16 protein-coding genes are annotated in these 16,771 nt (G+C 55.5%); 8 read left to right on the top strand and 8 right to left on the bottom strand.

Annotated features, from left to right (window positions below; translation table 11 throughout):
• Positions 1-10: 10 nt before the first annotated feature.
• The 5 genes from ABE504_RS29930 to ABE504_RS29910 form a co-directional block, all read right to left on the bottom strand.
• Positions 11-1,129 (bottom strand): YheC/YheD family protein, encoded by a 1,119-nt coding sequence (locus ABE504_RS29930; protein WP_430096039.1) that lies wholly within the window; start codon positions 1,127-1,129, stop codon positions 11-13.
• Between the two features lie 6 nt (positions 1,130-1,135).
• Positions 1,136-2,260, bottom strand: a complete 1,125-nt coding sequence (locus ABE504_RS29925) for a YheC/YheD family protein (RefSeq protein ID WP_430096037.1) — start codon at positions 2,258-2,260, stop codon at positions 1,136-1,138.
• Positions 2,261-3,625, bottom strand: a complete 1,365-nt coding sequence (locus ABE504_RS29920) for a YheC/YheD family protein (protein ID WP_430096034.1) — start codon at positions 3,623-3,625, stop codon at positions 2,261-2,263. It lies immediately after the preceding gene.
• A 104-nt stretch (positions 3,626-3,729) separates the two neighbouring features.
• On the bottom strand, positions 3,730-4,854 hold the full coding sequence (locus ABE504_RS29915) for a YheC/YheD family protein (protein WP_430096031.1): 1,125 nt from the start codon (positions 4,852-4,854) through the stop codon (positions 3,730-3,732).
• 9 nt (positions 4,855-4,863) lie between these two features.
• On the bottom strand, positions 4,864-6,237 hold the full coding sequence (locus tag ABE504_RS29910) for a YheC/YheD family protein (protein ID WP_430096028.1): 1,374 nt from the start codon (positions 6,235-6,237) through the stop codon (positions 4,864-4,866).
• A gap of 239 nt (positions 6,238-6,476) precedes the next feature.
• On the opposite strand from ABE504_RS29910, the gene ABE504_RS29905 reads away from it, so the two are divergent.
• The 7 genes from ABE504_RS29905 to ABE504_RS29875 all read left to right on the top strand — a co-directional run bounded on the left by ABE504_RS29905 (position 6,477) and on the right by ABE504_RS29875 (position 12,140).
• Positions 6,477-6,848, top strand: a complete 372-nt coding sequence (locus tag ABE504_RS29905; protein WP_430096025.1) for a hypothetical protein — start codon at positions 6,477-6,479, stop codon at positions 6,846-6,848.
• A 20-nt stretch (positions 6,849-6,868) separates the two neighbouring features.
• Entirely contained in the window at positions 6,869-7,840 is a 972-nt protein-coding gene (locus ABE504_RS29900; protein ID WP_430096024.1) for an FAD:protein FMN transferase, read from the top strand.
• Positions 7,837-8,397, top strand: coding sequence for a ferric reductase-like transmembrane domain-containing protein (locus ABE504_RS29895; protein WP_430096021.1), 561 nt, complete (start codon positions 7,837-7,839; stop codon positions 8,395-8,397). The genes ABE504_RS29900 and ABE504_RS29895 overlap by 4 nt, the downstream gene beginning before the upstream one ends.
• A 36-nt stretch (positions 8,398-8,433) precedes the next feature.
• Positions 8,434-9,492: an acyltransferase gene (locus ABE504_RS29890; protein WP_430096018.1), complete on the top strand. Its 1,059-nt coding sequence runs from the start codon at positions 8,434-8,436 to the stop codon at positions 9,490-9,492.
• Positions 9,493-9,518: 26 nt separating this feature from the next.
• On the top strand, positions 9,519-10,247 hold the full coding sequence (gene nfsA, locus ABE504_RS29885; RefSeq protein WP_430096015.1) for an oxygen-insensitive NADPH nitroreductase: 729 nt from the start codon (positions 9,519-9,521) through the stop codon (positions 10,245-10,247).
• 96 nt (positions 10,248-10,343) lie between these two features.
• On the top strand, positions 10,344-10,622 hold the full coding sequence (locus ABE504_RS29880; protein WP_126141621.1) for a hypothetical protein: 279 nt from the start codon (positions 10,344-10,346) through the stop codon (positions 10,620-10,622).
• Between the two features lie 171 nt (positions 10,623-10,793).
• Entirely contained in the window at positions 10,794-12,140 is a 1,347-nt protein-coding gene (locus tag ABE504_RS29875) for a DRTGG domain-containing protein (RefSeq protein ID WP_430096012.1), read from the top strand.
• Here the strand turns inward: ABE504_RS29875 and ABE504_RS29870 are convergent.
• The 3 genes from ABE504_RS29870 to ABE504_RS29860 form a co-directional block, all read right to left on the bottom strand.
• Positions 12,137-12,433: a YtpI family protein gene (locus tag ABE504_RS29870; protein ID WP_430096009.1), complete on the bottom strand. Its 297-nt coding sequence runs from the start codon at positions 12,431-12,433 to the stop codon at positions 12,137-12,139. The two genes, ABE504_RS29875 and ABE504_RS29870, sit on opposite strands and share 4 nt — an antisense overlap.
• Positions 12,434-12,517: 84 nt before the next feature.
• Positions 12,518-13,009 (bottom strand): hypothetical protein, encoded by a 492-nt coding sequence (locus tag ABE504_RS29865; protein WP_430096007.1) that lies wholly within the window; start codon positions 13,007-13,009, stop codon positions 12,518-12,520.
• Positions 13,006-13,338, bottom strand: coding sequence for a YtrH family sporulation protein (locus tag ABE504_RS29860; protein ID WP_430096004.1), 333 nt, complete (start codon positions 13,336-13,338; stop codon positions 13,006-13,008). Before ABE504_RS29860 ends, ABE504_RS29865 begins: the two co-directional genes overlap by 4 nt.
• Positions 13,339-13,457: 119 nt before the next feature.
• Between ABE504_RS29860 and ABE504_RS29855 the strand changes: the two genes are divergently transcribed.
• Positions 13,458-16,771, top strand: a 3,314-nt coding sequence (locus ABE504_RS29855; protein WP_430096001.1) for a DNA polymerase III subunit alpha, incomplete at its 3' end; no start/stop codon positions are given.

Raw genomic sequence — 16,771 nt, 5'->3', positions numbered from 1 at the left:
TTCTTTTCGTTTATGTGGACTCCGTCTCTGTTTCTTCCGAGAGCGGAGCTTTTTTTTGTTTAGACATCCACAGCGCGTATTCCAGTGGTCGGGAGACCGCTTTCTGATAGACAGCGTGCTGTCCGATGCGGCGGAACACTTCGCGCGAAGGCTTCGGGTTCACTTCCAGCAGCCAGACGCCGCCTTTGGGATCCACGGCAATATCCATGCCCAGCTCGCAGAGCTTGCCGAACTTGACTTCGAGGAATTCAGCCAGCTTATGGGCGAAACTGTTCATTTCGTTTTTAATGCCGGCAATCTTGTCGGGCGAGAACCGATAGCCAAGCAGCCGGTCTTGGGCGACGGCGCTTCCGCCTCCGTGCAAGTTGGACGTAATACTGCGATGCGGGCCGATCCGGCCGGCACAGCCGGTCACTTCCCATTCGCCTTGCCCGTTCTTTTGGATCAAGAGCCGGTAGTCATGCACCCGTCCGTCCCGTAGGGTCAACGGAATGCCCTGCTGCACGACATAATCAGGGCTTAGGCGCAGTGAGTGCAGCTTGATTTCAAGCTGCCGTTCATTCGCGCGAAACGGCGAGATGATCGTCCGGCTATGATTGCGGCCCTGCAGCAGATACCGATCTGTCCCAACCTGTTCGATGCGAAGGATGCCGCGGCCCCCGGTGCCGTTTTTCGGCTTGACGTAAATCAATTTATGCTTTTTCAAAAAGCGAAGCAGATCGGATACCGACGTATAGCGAACCGTCGCCGGCAAATACGGCTTAATCGTGGCGCTTTGAGACAGCGTTTGATGCATCGACCATTTATTGGCGAGCGGCCTGCTTAAATAAATCAGTTTGGAGTGCCGATTGCGAAAAGCTTTCAGCATCTGATAGTTCGCTGCGGCTTTGTACCGGCAGCGATCGTAGATGACAGGCGGCAGGGGGGTGAGTTTGCGCGTCCAAGTCCCTTTTTCCGGGACATAGGTCAGCGTTCGCGCCGATTCCCCACTGACATCGCCTGGTGTGAATACTTCAACTTGAACCCCGATTTTTCTGCCTTCCTGACTGAGCCTTTTAAAGAACGACAGTTCTTCGAGCCTCGATCCCCCTAAATATATCGCTAGTACGCCGAGTCGTAATGGAGCCAAGCTTCATCACCTTCTTTTTCGGTTGTGGATTAAATACAAACTGTACTCAATAATCCGGTCGAGCGATTTGCGGCGAATGGTCGGTTCGTCAAATTTCATCGGCTTGGAATTCGCTTCGAAAAACCAGATGCGCCCTTTGCTGTCAACGCCAATGTCCATGGACATTTCTCCGAGCTGGGCGCCAGACGATTTCTCGATCTGTTTGGCAAGCTTGATAGCGGCGGTTCGAACCTTTTTGAGCATGTTCTTGGCTTCCTTGGCGCCGAACGCATGCGTCAGCAGCATTTGCGGCTCACCGATGGATCCGCCGCGGGGGACGTGCGTTGTGATGCTCGCCTTGCCGGCAACTCTGGCTCCGATGCCGGAGACACTCCAGCTGCCTTTGCCGTTCTTTTGAATCAACGCCCGCAGATCATAGGCGCGGTCCTTGTGGCGGGTCAGATCGATGCCCTGCTGGGCGATATAGTCCTGGCCGATCCGATGGCGGTTCCATTCCTTCCAGATGTCGTCCGCCGTTGGATGAAAGCTGTGCACCATCTTTTTATCCTCTTGGCGGCTGAGACGATACGCTCTGTCGGGGCGGCCTGCCGGCCGATCCACGCGCATGATGCCTTTGCCGGCCTTGCCTTTGACAGGTTTCAGATAGAGTACGGGATGTTTCTGAATCAGTTGAGACAGATCGCTGACCCCGTTCAGCTGAACCGTTTCGGGAATGTAGAGTTTGCTCTCTGCGGCGCCGCTCAGCCAACTAAACAACGTCCATTTGTTAAAAAAAGACGGATTGAACAGCTCCACGCTAGTGCTTCGCTTGCACGTTTGGAGCGTCTGCTGGACTTCGGGCCGCATTTCCATTTTCCGGTAAGGGATGCGGTTGTACACCACCTGCGGCGCAGGTACGAGCTCGCGAATCCAGCGTTTGGAATCACTGTGGTAGCGGTAGCCGTACATTTCCTCGCTGCTGAGCTTGAGGTCTTTCGTCGTGGCCACGTAGACGTCGACACCGTGCTGTTCGCCGGTACGGATCAAATCCACAAAGTTATTCAAATTCCCCCGGAACACGCGATCGCTGTCTTTCACCGTTAGAATCGCCATTGTCGGGCGTTGCTTTTTTTCATGAAGGGTGAGTCCCATCTAGCCATCCCTCCTTGAGCGGAAGCGGCTCAAAAACAAACAGTGATCGTATACGTTCTGAATCGTAGCGACATCGCCGGCTTTGAGCGAGGGATGCTTGAAGATGGAGCGTCCCGGCTTCGCGTTCGCCTCGAACATCCAAACGCGCTCATTCTGGTCGATGCCAAGATCGAAACCGAGCTCGCCGAGCAAATGGTTGTAATTGCTCTCGATGCCCGACGCAAGCTGAATCGCGGCATCTTTGGCGTTTTGCAAAATCTGCTCCGCCCGAGAGCCGTACACATGCCGCAGCACTTGCTCCGGTGTCATCAACATGCCGCCGTTGCGGATATGCGTCGTAACACTGCCTTTGCCGGATTTCTTCGCGCCGATGGCAGCGACAACCCATTTATTGCTGCCGTCCTTGGTCAGATGGAAGCGGAAATCGATTGGGCAGTTGTCGATCTCGATCAGCCGGATGCCTTGCTGCGCCACGTAATGAGAGAGGCGCCCACGATCGGTCCCGAGCATCCCCATGAGCCCTTCGAATTTGGCGTAGCGGATCAGGACGTTCTTGCCGGCTTTGCGATAGCGGACAAAATACCCGCGCTTCGGATTGTAGGTAACGCGGAAGATCCCGATGCCGAGGCTGCCGGCCGTTGGTTTAAGGTAGATGAATTTATGTTTATCGAGCATTTCCCGAATCTGTTCGGACGTTGGATTGATGCGCGACTCCGGTACGTAACGGAACGCGTCGTGGCCGTCGAGCAGCTTATACACGTCCCATTTGTCGAAGAAGCTCCAGTTGAAGATCGGAATGCCTTTGCGGACGAAGCGGTTTTTAAAATGCTCCATGCCCGCCGATTTCTCCGCTTTCCGGGAGGAAAGCCTGTTGTAAACGACGTCCGGCAGCGGGAACGTTTTGCGCGCCCAGCCGCCGCTTTCGGTCGGAACGATGCCCGTCACTGTTCCCTGAATCCAGTTCACGCTGCGCGGGCTGAAGGCGAAGCTGAACGATTTGGCGGAATTCGTTTTGATGACCTGCCGAATGAACCCCGTTTTGGAGCCAAAGGGTCTGGAACTTCCTTCAATGTTGGTGAGGACGCCGATGACCGGCCCGATGCGCAGCTCTCGGCTGGAATTGCTGACGACCATGACATTGCCGACGCGCGGGATGCGCAACGTAGTCATGAGGGATGTCGGGATGTGCATATGCTGGCCGCTTTTTTTGATGAGTCGGATTGGGAGTATGGCGGATTTGCTGCCAACCTTTAAGGTTATCGTGCGATTGCCGGTTAACCGCAAAGCTTTGGCGAGATCGCTGGTCAAGTAGACGGATTTGTCGGTTCGAGGTGCGGCGTGGAGCATACAGGATGTCAAACTCATTAGGTTACCCTCCTAAACTTGTTGCCCTTCCAGGGCTCTCCGTGGCAAAACAGGCAGCGAATTGCGCTCTGCCTCCTTGTCGCGGACTGGTTCGCTAAGCTGCCCTAGCCAGGCATTCGGTGAAGCAAAAAACGTGCATATCGGATCGGATTGGCGATCGAGTCGGCTCGGGCGCGCTCGTCGCGCAGTTCGGCAAACAAGGTACGTCCCGGCTTGGAATTGATTTCGAGAATCCAGATACACCCCTGGGTATCAATGCCAAAATCAAGGCCGAGCTCAACCAGCCGTCCGTGGTCGTTTTCAAGCAATGGCGGGATGCGCAAGGACAGCTCCGTGATGACGCTCAGCAGTTCTTTCGCCTTGGCTTCGCCAAACTGTCGCGTCAAAAAGGAAGAAACCTCCTCCGCGCTGCCCCCGCCATGAAGGTTGGATGTCAGGCTGCCGGGCTTGCCGGCGCGCACGCCGACCCCGGTCATCTCCCACAAGCCGCGCCCGTTCTTTTGCATGAGCGATCTGACGTCGTAGGCGATGCCCTCAGCGGTATGAAGCGATAAGTACGCTTGAATCAGGTAGGGTCTAGCGCCAATGACCATGCGAAGCCACTGCCAGCAAGATGGGAAATCGGGGAACGCCCTTGACAACGGCTGATTGCGCCCATCGCGCCCCTCTGCCACGTAGCGCTCGCTGCCGGCTTCTCTTGTGTGCTGCACATGCAGGGCACCCTTGCCTTGACTGCCGCCTTCCGGCTTTAAGAACGCCTCCTGCTTCTCGGCCAGCCACGCTTTCAATTGTGCGCCGCTGTGCAGCCTTGCGGTTTCAGGCAAATAAGGGAGCAGTGCGCTGTCTTTCGCCAGTATCTGGGCTACTTCCCATTTCCCCCCGAGCCCGTTGCCTAGGAACCGGATGTCCCGCCGGGCGCGCAACTTGCGAACGTGATGGCGATAAACGGTATAGCTTTCTTTGCCCGAAAAAAAGCAGCGATCATAGATCAGCGAAGGAAGCGGGAACTTACGCGCCTGCCAGCCGTCCGCTTCATCGTAGACGTAGCCCTGCACGGTCGATTGCGTCCAATCGATACGATTCGGCGAAAAGACGAACACCTCGATGCCCTGTTTGGCACCGCAGGCGGTCAGCATGCGATAGAAGGCGGCGTCTGCAAAAGGAAGCGGCCGGTTTCGTTCAGTCACCATAATCCCAAGCCGCGGACGGCGATGCGGTGTCCAGCGCATATGCTCACCTCAAAACTTCGCTAAATAACGTGCGTATTTCACCAATGTTTTGACAGACGGCCGAATTTTTTTATCGGCGTTCAAGGCGGTATTGTCGTCTTTAGATGGCTTGGAATTGACCTCCAGCAACCACACTTTGCCGCTCGTATCGACGGCAAGGTCAATGCCTAACTCGCCAAAATGGCTCTGGATTTGCGTCTCGACCCCTTTGGCAATATCCAGGGCCGCTTTGCGCATACGCCTTTTAATGGCGACACGGTTTTCAGGGCTGAAGCCTGCTCTGGCCAGCGCTGCGGGCACGGTGCTGAGACTGCCGCCTCGCGCCAAATTGGAGACAAAGTGCTGGGAGCCTGCGATGCGTCCGACGATCGATGTAATCTCCCACTGACCGGTGGCTCCGCGCTGTACGAGCGCACGGAAATCAATCGGATTTCCTTCCGCCGTAATCAGGTTCAGACCCTGCTGAATTTGATAGCGCTGCGCCCGCAGCTTGCCGGCGAGCGCCTGGAAAGCGGCGGAAAGACTCGGGAATGTCTGTCTCCGCACGCCGGAGAGCGTCGTGGAATGCGCGGTGAAGACATCTCCCTCACGTCGGATACGGATGATGCCTTTACCGAGCGAGCCCGTGATCGGTTTCAGAAATAAGACCGGATGACGTGAAGCCATTGAACGCAGCATGGCATAGTTTTTGAACAGGTGCGATTCCGGCAAATAGCGGTGCAGCGAGCTGTCCTTGCGCAGGGCGTCGAACACTTCCGTTTTATTCAAATATTTCTCGTTAAAAATTTGCGTGCCGTGGTTCGTCTTGGCATCTTTCAGAAATTGCTGCACATTCGGCATATTTTCATATCTGCGGGAAGTGAGCCGATTGTAGATCACATTTGGAATCGGAAACGTTTTTTTCGTCCAGCTGCCGCCAGAGTAGGAATGGGCCGCAATGGACTGGGCATTGGCATGCATTTCTTTGGGCGGAAAAAAGTAAACGACCGCGCCTACCTGCTCGCAAGCAGTCGTCAATTCACGGCAAAAAGCCGTAATCGCACCGAAAGGCCGGCTTGGCGAGCCTGCATAGACACGGCTGATCATAACGCCGATTAAAGGTCCGACCGACAGCGTATTGGCTTGCTGTTTATAGTGGAGGTTGACTTTAGCGCCTTGGTGCAGCCCTAAACGGTTCGCGAGCTTCGAGTCTACACGAAGGCAATTCGAGACTTTCGCTGTAATCACCCTGACATCGTGAAGCGAAGAACCAAATCGCAAGGTTATCGGTTGATTAGAGGACACTTTCCATTTTCTTGCTATGCCTTCACTTAGAACAACGGTCCGATCATCCAAAAAGATGCTGGGGCTTTGAATGGATACTCCAACTTTCGTTCTGGTCATTAGCATACACTCCTTCCAGCATCAAAAATGGCATTGCTTAAGCAAAGTAAACTACTCCATCATATGAGGACATATATCCCTTGGTGCTTAGGCGGATAGCCCAAAACGCCCATTCTTTGGGCTGAAGAACGTTCAGCAGAGATTCAGCCAGAATTTAGGGAGTTCTCAGGACGAAGGTGAAAGTTCCCGCTATAATCAAGTTATTAGATCGCCAAGGTTGAGAGGAAGGGATAACATAGATGAACGCGATATGGAAATGGACGAAATGGACGAAGTGGCAAATTGGCATCGTACTGGCTGTGGTGCTGTTTTATTTGTTTCAGCACATTAAGGGCAGCCCCGAATTTCTAACCGCGGTGAAGAAAGCTTCTCAGGCGCAGGAAGAGCCTGCCGTTGCCGCTGCTCCGGAACGCCAAAGCGAGCAGTTGCTGGAGCCGCCAAGTCAGGGAAAGGGGAGACACGGCCGCAATCGCGGCTTCGACGGCGATAGGCAGTCACAGCCGAATGCGCAGGAGAGAACAGAGCCGCAAATCCAGCAGCCCCAGTCCCAGACATCGCCGCAATCTTCTCAAAGCCAGAGCAGAACCCATACGCGCAGCACGGCATCTTGATCGAAACGGAGGGGGAAGGCATGATGCGTTCTTATCACTTTCGTGCCATGAATACCGCAATCGAAGTGGTGCTGGGCTCGGAACGGGATGAGCCTCAACTGGAGTCGCTGATCAAGCAGGGATTTGACCGCAGCGAGCAGCGTTTCAGCCGGTTTCTGTCGGAGAGCGAGCTTTCCTGGCTGAATCGGGAGGCGGGAAAACGATGCTTCGTTTCCGAAGCGATGTTGGATGTGCTTTCGCTATCACAGCATTATATGGAAGTAACCGAAGGCGCTTTTAACATTTTTATTCTCCAAAGCTTGCAGCGTGCGGGCTACGATCGTTCGTTTGAAAAGCTGCCGCAGTTTGCAGGGGCTGCTGCTAGTGCGGAGCAGGCTATTCGTCCTGTTCAATATGAATGCCTGCTGCTTGATCAGGTGATGAAATCTGCGCAAATACCTGCGGACGTCACGATCGATTTGGGCGGCATTGTCAAAAGCTGGACTGCCTCGCAAATCGCCTCGGGCCTTCGCAAATGGTGGGCAGTGCCGCACGGGCTTGTGAACGCCGGCGGCGATGTAGCAGTGTGGGGCGGAGCGGCGCCGGAGGAACCGTGGCGCGTTGGCATCGCGCACCCGTACGGGCTTCCGCCGGAAGAAGAGGCGGTTGCCGAGCTAATGGCGGGCGCGGTCGCGACTTCCAGTACGTTGCGCCGCAGATGGCAAGGGGCGGAAGGGTGGCGACATCATTTGATCGATCCGCGTACGATGCGGCCTAGCGAAGCTTCCGTTGTACAGTGTACGGTTGCAGGCCCCAATCTCCTGGATTGCGAGGTGTGGGCCAAGGTGCTCTGCCTGCGAGGATTGGAGGAAGGCGCAGCACTATTTAAGAGAAATGCGCCGGATTTGGAAGCTTTGCTTTATACGGAAAGTGGAGAAAGTTATTTGATTCGAGCGAGCCGTGCCAAGCTGGAGCTCGCTTGGCACGGACTGAAGGGAGTGAAAACAGGATGATAACTTGGTTCTTGCAATTTCCGACGTGGACACTGATTCGAGTTTTGGGCATCGGCTCATTTCTGAGCTTGTCGGCAGGTATGGTTATCGGGATTATGTATGGCTACCCGCAAATGAAAGGCAGGAAGAAAGCGCAGCTCCACCGCTATCATACGTTTCTAAACAACGCGGGGACGGTTATGGCGCTTCTGCATGCCGTGTTGCTCATCATTGATACATTTATGCCGTTTGACTGGCATGAGATTTTAGTTCCTTTTACGGCTAAGCACAATCCTGTTCTGAATGGAATCGGCACCGTTGCGATGTATGGTCTGCTGCTTGTGCTCCTCACGACAGATCTGCGCCAGAAGCTTCGCAGAAAGCTGTGGCTTGCGCTGCATATGCTGTCGTATCCGATTTTTGTATTGGCTTTGATCCACGGGCTTATGTTGGGGACTGACCGGCATCTCGGCATCGTACAAGCGATGTATGCGACTGCCTTGCTCGCGCTCATCGCGGCCACAGGTGGGCGCTACGTGTCGATGCGTTGCGAAAAGCGTCGAAAGGGGCTATATTAAAGGTATCTGAGCAGGAAATGAGGATCGCATCACACCGTGGCCAAAAAAGCGAAGATTACCGAACTCGACATCGTAAGAGCGATTTCCATACTGGCGGTGGTGTTAATCCACGTCACAGCCGATTGGACCGTTGATCCGGCGCTGAAAGGGAGCAGTACGGCGCTGCTGGTTCTGTTTATAAATAAAATCAGCTATTTTGCTGTACCTGTGTTTATTTTTTTGAGCGGTATCGTGTTGTTCTATATTTATACTGATAACTGGAGCGGTAAGCAGGCGTTTATCTTCTATTGGAAGCGCGTCCGCCAAGTGTTGGTGCCGTATATCGTATGGTCGTTCTTCTACTATATATACAATCCGTGGCTGTGGACGCCCGGACATCCGATCAAGATCGAACCGGAGGTTTTTCTGAAGCAGCTGAAATGGGCTGACTCCGGCTATCATTTGTATTTTATGATCATCATCGTGCAGTTTTATTTGCTCTTTCCGCTGCTCGTGTGGGCCGTCCGCAATGCGACCTGGTTCCGCCGAACGCTCGCTTTCTGGGGTCTGGCCATCCAAATTGGCGTATACATCTACACGCATTGGTTCGGTACCATCGATCATAAGCCTGAGCTGTGCATCACCTATTTCGGCTATTTTCTGATTGGCGGCGCCATCGGTATGAACTATACGGCGTTTCGAGCGTGGCTGGAGCGCAGCAAGAGCTGGTTCATTCCCGCCTCCTTCTTGTGCGGCTTGATTTATACAGGGCTCTATCTAGCGGGGCTGAAGGGATATACGTTTGAAAATACATGGTACGAGCTGTTCTGGCTGCTGTACAGCCTCGGTATCGGCATCAGCCTGATCTGGCTGTCGAAGTGGCTGCTAGAGAAGTGGGCGCTTATCGGCAAAATGTTCGTTTCCCTCGGCGCGGTCTCCTTCGGTGTGTATCTCATGCATCCCGCACTGCTCTCGCTTTGGAAGTATAAAGTGCAGACGCCGGGCTCGATCGTTCTTTTTAACCTCTACAATCTCATCGTCTTTGTGCTGATTGTGACGATCCCTTGGTTGTTGACCTTACTGTATCGTCAGGGGCGGAAACGATTGAAAGTGTAGTGCTTTGCAGAAAGGAAGTTTGAATCATGAACGAAGTCATCGATTTACTTCTCCGTCACCGTTCCATACGCAAATTTACGCCGGAGCCTGTCAGCGCTGAGCAGCGTACGGCGATTCTGAGAGCTGCGCAGGCCGCATCCACCTCAAGCAACATGCAAGCCTACAGCGTGATCCATGTGACGGATCAAGCGCTGAAAGACCAGCTCGCTGAGCTGGCCGGCGGCCAAGCTTACGTCAGCGAGTGCCCGCTCTTCCTCGTGTGGTGCGCGGACCTGCACCGCTTCGCGGCGGCGGCGGGCCGCCACACGGACGCCCCCATCACCGGCAATGCTGAAAACTTCATCATTGCCACGGTCGAAGCTGCATTAGCTGCGCAAAATGCAGCCGTTGCCGCCGAGTCGCTCGGCCTCGGCGTCGTGTACATTGGCGGGCTGCGCAACAAGCCCGCCGAGGTCAGCGAGCTGCTGGGCCTGCCGCAGCTCGTGTACCCGGTGTTCGGCATGTGCATCGGCATGCCGGATCAGGAGCCGCTGCTGCGCCCGCGGCTCCCGCTCGAAGCCGTGTACCACGAGAATCGGTACACGGACAACCCCGCCGCGATCGACGTCTACGACGAGACGATCCGCGAGTATATGCACCGTCGGACCGGCGGCAAGGCCGATACGACGTGGTCCAAGGAGATGGCCGCGAAGACGCAGCGGCCGCGCAAGCATATGAAAGCCTTCTTGCAAGGGCAAGGCTTTGAGCTCGAATAGCGCAGGCGGGTCACGCCCCCAGTCATATAACCACAACTTGTCTCATACATTGGGAGAAGGTGTGGTTATTTTGCTAGGGAAAGGTGTGATGATCCCATGAAAGGTTTCAAAAATGTCGTGTTCATGAGCATGGCGGCAGGCATGCTGTTCTATTCCATTCCGATGCTGGAGTTCAGGGACGTCGGTTCCATTCAAATGGTGTTCAGCTGTGTCTGGATTGTGATGGCGCTGCTGGTGGTCGCGGCCCATCTGCATCAAATTCTGGGTGTGGACGAGGAGAAGCGCAGAGAGCTCAGCCGGATCAACCGGATGAAGAAGTGGCAAACGGAGCAGCTCCTCCAAGGCCGCAAAAAGCTGCTGCAATTCCGCAAATAAGCAGGAAGTCGCAAAACTTTTTGACATCGAACATATGTTTGTTATAATGGAAATGTAACATCCGATCCTGTATAGGGTTGGATGTTTGTTTTTCCACAGCCATAGCCGGAAGCAGATTGTCCTCCTCCTGCAAAAACGCTATACTGATAGTACAGAATAGTACAGGATACGATGAGTGAGGTGGTACAGTTGGAACTGCAAACGGGAGATACGACGACGAAGCACGAGCAGATCCTGCGGCATATTGAGGAGCTTCCATTGGGTACCCGGATTTCCGTGCGGAAGATCGCCAAGGGGATGGACGTCAGCGAAGGCACGGCCTATCGGGCGATTAAGGAAGCGGAGAATCAGGGACTCGTTTCGACGAAGGAACGGATCGGCACGGTGCGGGTAGAGAAGAAGCTGCGGCAAAATATCGACAAGCTGACGTTCGCCGAAGTCGTCAACATGGTGGACGGACAGGTGCTCGGCGGTGCGCGCGGGCTGCACAAAACGCTGAACAAGTTCGTCATCGGCGCGATGGAGCAGGATGCGATGATGCGCTACATTGAAGCGGGCAGTCTGCTCATTGTCGGCAACCGCAACCGGGCGCATCTGGGCGCCCTGGAACAAGGGGCCGGCGTGCTGATCACCGGGGGCTTCAACACCTCCACGGAAGTGAAAGTGCTGGCCGACGAACTAGAGCTTCCGATTATTTCTAGCAGCTACGATACGTTTACGGTCGCGTCGATGATTAACAGGGCGATCTACGACCGTTTGATTAAAAAGAAAATTATGCTCGTGGAGGACATTTTGGCCTCGGGCGTCACCATATCGGCTTTAAAAGCCAACAGCACGCTGAAGGATTGGCAGCGCCTGTCTGAGGATACCGGCTACAGCCGGTTTCCCGTCGTCGACGAGTGGAACCGGATTATCGGTGTCGTGACCTCGAAAGACATGGTCGGCGCGCACACTTTGCAGACGGTCGATAAACTGATGACGCGCAATCCGCTGACGGTCACGCCGCAAACCTCCGTCGCCTCGGCGGCGCACATGATGGTGTGGGAAGGCATTGAACTGCTGCCCGTCGTGGACGGCAACCGCAAAATTCTCGGCGTCCTCAACCGCAGCGACGTGCTCAAGGCGATGCAGTACATCCAGAAGCAGCCGCAGAACGGCGAGACGTTCGAAGATTTGATCTGGTCGGGGCTGGAAGAGGTGCGGGATGAGAAGGGGACTCTGCAGTTCCATGGCGTCATCACGCCGCAAATGACGAACCATCTCGGGACCGTATCGGAAGGCGTCTTGACGACGCTGATGACGCAGGCGGCTTACCGGATCGTGCAGGAGTTCAAGAAGGGCGATCTCGTGATGGACAACATGTCGACCTACTTCCTCAAACCGCTGCAGATTGACGCCAAAATAGAAATAAAGCCCACCATCATTGAGGTGAGCCGGAAGTTCGGTAAAATTGATGTTGAGATTTATCACGCGGGGTCGCTCGTGTCCAAGGCGATGCTGACCGCGCAAGTAATTTAACCGCGCAGCTGCCGGTCGTAGTGGCCGTGGTTGCGCACGCCGACGAAGAAATTGAAGACGCCGATCAAGACAAGCACGGTGCCGAAAATGCGGCGGAAACTGGATTCGCTGAAGAAGAAAATTTGCGTAATCGCGATGAGCACCAGCATGAGGCCCATGCAAATGTTCATGCGCGCCGTATAGAGGCCGCGTTTGGTCGGCTCCGCTTCCCGGCGGTACCGGAAGCTGTAGAATACGGTCAGCGCCAGCATGACGCAAATGAGTAAAAAGAGGATCGTTTGTGCTGCAAGCATAAGTGAAAACCGTCCTTTAGTCCATTTTACTGTTAACTTTAGCGATTTTCACCGGAGATTGCAATATTTCGCGCGTATTCGCGATTATGTGCGCTTCTCCTCGGCGGTGATCCAGACCGTCAGCTCGTTCTGAATCAGGACGATGGATTTCACTTCGACCACATATTTTTTTTCGTGCAGGACGTAGGTCCGTTGGGTGATGAGCCTTTCGTAGAGCGGCTGGGAGTCGCGGACGTAGGCGGCTTTTTGGCCGATGACGAGCTTGAGCTCGCCTTTGACGTCGCCTTCGATTTCCTTCTGGATATCCTCGCTGATGAGCTCGTCCTGGTTTTTGGGGAGCAGGTGGACGTTAACGACGCTGACAAGGGATTGCTTGTTTTTCGTTTTTGTCAAGCTGTCCAGATCGTCCTTGAGTTCGGCGTTCTCCTCCAAATATTTGTGCATTTGGATATATAGTTCATTGTACGCATGCTGGTGGATGCTCATATAGACCGCGCTTCCGATAATGGCGCCCGATAAGACGAGTGCGAAGCCTTTGAAGAGATGCGCATACATCGCAAAATGCGGGATTCTCAAGGCTGGGTGCCTCCCTTGCAGATCATTTGGATCAAGGAGGTGCCGAAATGCGCGCCGATAAAGGCGACGACGATATACACAATCTGCTTGATCGCCGGGTTCAAGTGCCCGATGGCGACATGGCTTTCAATATAGCGAATGGGGTCAATGGTACCGCCGATGGAGGCGACCATCGCCCAGATTTTAATGTTTTCGGCGATGGTTAGCATTTTTTCCGTGGGAGATTGAAGGGTGAGGACGGCAGCGACGCCGCTGAGCATACTGCCTCCGAAGACGACGCCGAAGGCAATGGCGAAATGCATAATAACAGTGGCCCAAAAGCTAACCATGGTCTGCTCGCTTCCTTTCCGGTAATGTAGGGACAACTTCCTCTTTTACTGTATGGGACTGGCTGGGTGGATTATGATAAAATATAAGGAATAATTATGGACGGAAGGGGGAAAAGCTGATGAGTTCATTTGTCCATCTCCATGTTCACAGCGAATACAGCCTGCTCGACGGCGCCGCACGTATGGAAGAGCTGGTAGGCCGAGCGGCTGAGCTTGGCATGACCTCGCTGGCGTTGACGGATCACGGTGTCATGTACGGAGCGATTGCGTTTTACAAAGCATGCAAGCAGCGGGGGATCAAGCCGATTATCGGGTGCGAGGTGTACATCACCGCAGGCTCTTTGCGTGACAAAGGCTCGAGGCAGGAGCAACCGATCTATCACTTGATTTTGCTGGCTCGGAATATGCAAGGCTACCACAACCTGATGAAGCTCGTCTCGCTCGGGCATCTGGAGGGTTTTCATTATAAACCGCGCATCGATATGGCGCATCTTGCGCAGTATGCCGAAGGGTTGATCTGTCTCAGCTCGTGTCTGGGCAGCGAAGTGTCGCAGCATCTGCTCCACGATCGCTATGAGGAGGCGCGGAACACGGCGGAGCGGTACAGGAACATTTTTGGGGACGATTATTTCCTGGAAATTCAGGATCACGGCATGATCGAGCAGAAAAAAGTGATGGCTGCGATGATCAAGCTGAGCCAGGAGACCGGCATTCCGCTGATTGCGACGAATGACGTGCACTACGTGAAGGAACCGGATCATGTCGTGCAGGATATTCTGATTTGTATTGGAACGGGCAAAACCGTGGCCGACACGGATCGTTTGAAAATGGGCACGAGCCAAATGTATTTGAAAAGCGACGACGAGATGCGGCGCCTTTTCGCGCATGCGCCGGAGGCGCTGGCGCACACGGCGGTTGTTGCAGATCGCTGCAATCTCGAACTGACGTTCGGGAAGTCGATTTTACCAAGCTTCCGGCCGATTCCCGAGGGCTTGACGGCGGGCGCTTATCTTGCGCAGCTATGTCGGATTGGGCTGGAGCAGCGCTACGGCGCCAAACCGCAGTGGCAGGATGCCTCGGACCCGCTCAAACGGCAGGCGGAGGAGCGGCTCTCCTACGAGCTCGGCGTTATCGAGAACATGGGATTTTCGGACTATTTCCTCATCGTGTGGGATTTTATTCGCTTTGCGCATGAAAAAGGCATTATGACCGGCCCTGGCCGGGGCTCATCGGCAGGCAGCCTCGTGGCGTACGTGCTGCGGATTACGAATGTGGATCCGCTGGGGTATAAGCTGCTCTTCGAGCGGTTCCTGAACCCGGAACGGATTACGATGCCGGATATCGATATTGACTTCAGCGACGAGCGGCGGGACGAGGTCATCGATTATGTCGTGGCCAAGTACGGGCGCGAGCATGTCGCACAGATCATTACGTTCGGAACCATGGCGGCCAAAGCGGCGGTGCGCGACGTCGGGCGCGTGCTTGGCATCCCTTACGGCGATGTGGATCGTGCGGCCAAAGCGATTCCGCACCAGCTCGGCGTAACGCTGGCGGAGGCGCTGCAGACGAGCTCAGATCTGAAAGGGCTTGTGCTGCGCCAGCCGAAAACGGCGGAGCTGCTGAACATGGCGATGCGTGTGGAAGGCATGCCGCGGCACGCTTCGACGCATGCCGCCGGCGTTATCATTTCGCGGGAGCCGCTGACGCAGTACGTGCCGCTGCAAGAAGGCACGGCACAGACCGCGCTGACGCAGTATACGATGGAGCATCTGGAATCGATCGGGCTGCTCAAAATGGACTTCCTGGGCCTGCGGACCCTGTCCATTATTGAACGGACCGTCGATTGGCTGGCGGACATGGAAGGCGTCGAGATCGTGTTCGACGGGCTGGACATGGACCGCGATCCGGTCACCTACGAGATGCTCAGCCGGGGTGAAACGACCGGTGTCTTTCAATTGGAGTCGAGCGGCGTCCGTAAGGTGCTTAAGGAGCTTAAACCATCGGAGTTCGAAGACATTATCTCTGTCGTGGCCTTGTATCGTCCGGGTCCGATGGAGTTTATCCCGAAATACATTGCAGGCAAGCACGGACAGGTAGAGGTCGTCTATCCGCACCCGACGCTGGAAGGGATTTTGAAGGATACGTACGGCATTATCGTGTATCAGGAACAGATCATGCAGATCGCCTCCTCGATGGCGGGCTTCTCGCTCGGCGAAGCGGATTTGCTCCGCCGTGCTGTGTCGAAGAAGAAACGCGAAGTGTTGGACGAAGAGCGTGCACACTTTGTGGCCGGCAGCTTGAAGCAAGGCTTCACCGCGGAGGAAGCGAACCGGGTGTACGATATGATCGTGCGCTTCGCCGACTATGGCTTCCCGCGGGCGCATGCGACGGCTTATGGCGTTCTGGCATTCCAGACGGCTTATCTCAAGGCGCATTATCCGATCTATTTTATGGCGTCGATGCTGACTGCCGTCATGGGCAATCACCGCAAGGTGGCGGAGTACGTCGACGAATGCCGCCGTGTCGGGTTAGCGGTGCTGCCGCCGGATGTGAACGGCAGCGGCACGGTGTTCACACCCGATCCGCAGGCTGGCGCCATCCGCTTCGGTCTCGCCGCGATCAAGAATGTCGGCACGCACGCGATCGACGCGATTCTCAGCGAGCGGAAGAAAAGTCCGTTTGAGAGTTTGCTTGATTTTTGCCGCCGCGTCGATTTGCGGGTGTGCAACAAGCGGGTCATCGAGTCGCTGATTCAAGGCGGCGCGTTCGATACGTTGGGCGGCCACCGCGCGCAGCTGCTCGCGATTTTGGACGAAACGATCGCATCTGCGGCCAAATGGCGCAAGGAACGGGACGACTTACAGCTCCACCTGTTCGGGTTCGTCGAGGAGCCGAACTGGGAGGTTGAGGTGCCGGACATCCCGCCGCTGCCGCAGAGCCGCCAGCTCGAGCTGGAGAAGGAACTGCTTGGCATGTACATTTCCGGTCATCCGCTGGACAGCTTCACGGAACAGCTGGCCGCGCTGGACGCCGTCATGCTGCATCAATTAGTCGAGCTGCCGGATAACAGCGAGGTGCTCGTCGCCGGCATGATCCTGGGCAGCAAGACGATCGTGACGAAAAAAGGACAGCCCATGGCCTTCATGGACATGGAAGATCGCATTGATAAAGTCGAGGTGGTCTTGTTCCCCGAGACCTGGAAAACCGCCGCTCCGCTGGTGCAGAAAGGGCGTCTCGTCCTCGTCCGCGGGAAGCTGCAGCTGCAGGACGAGGACCCGCCCAAGCTGCTCGCGGAGCAGCTTGCCGCGCTGGATGACCCTGCGGGCATCCAGCGGCTGCGCCGGCCGCTTGGCGCGCCGAGACGATCCGCTGACCGTGTCAGCGATCGTCCGGCGCCCGCGGCCGGCCCGAGCGGCGCGCGCAGCGCCGCTCC

The sequence above is a fragment of the Paenibacillus oryzisoli genome (genome assembly GCF_050467285.1).
Classification (GTDB): Bacteria; Bacillota; Bacilli; order Paenibacillales; family NBRC-103111; genus Paenibacillus_E; species Paenibacillus_E oryzisoli_A.
The sequence above is the reverse complement of the archived record's forward strand: the minus strand, read 5'-3'. Positions and strand labels throughout refer to the sequence as shown.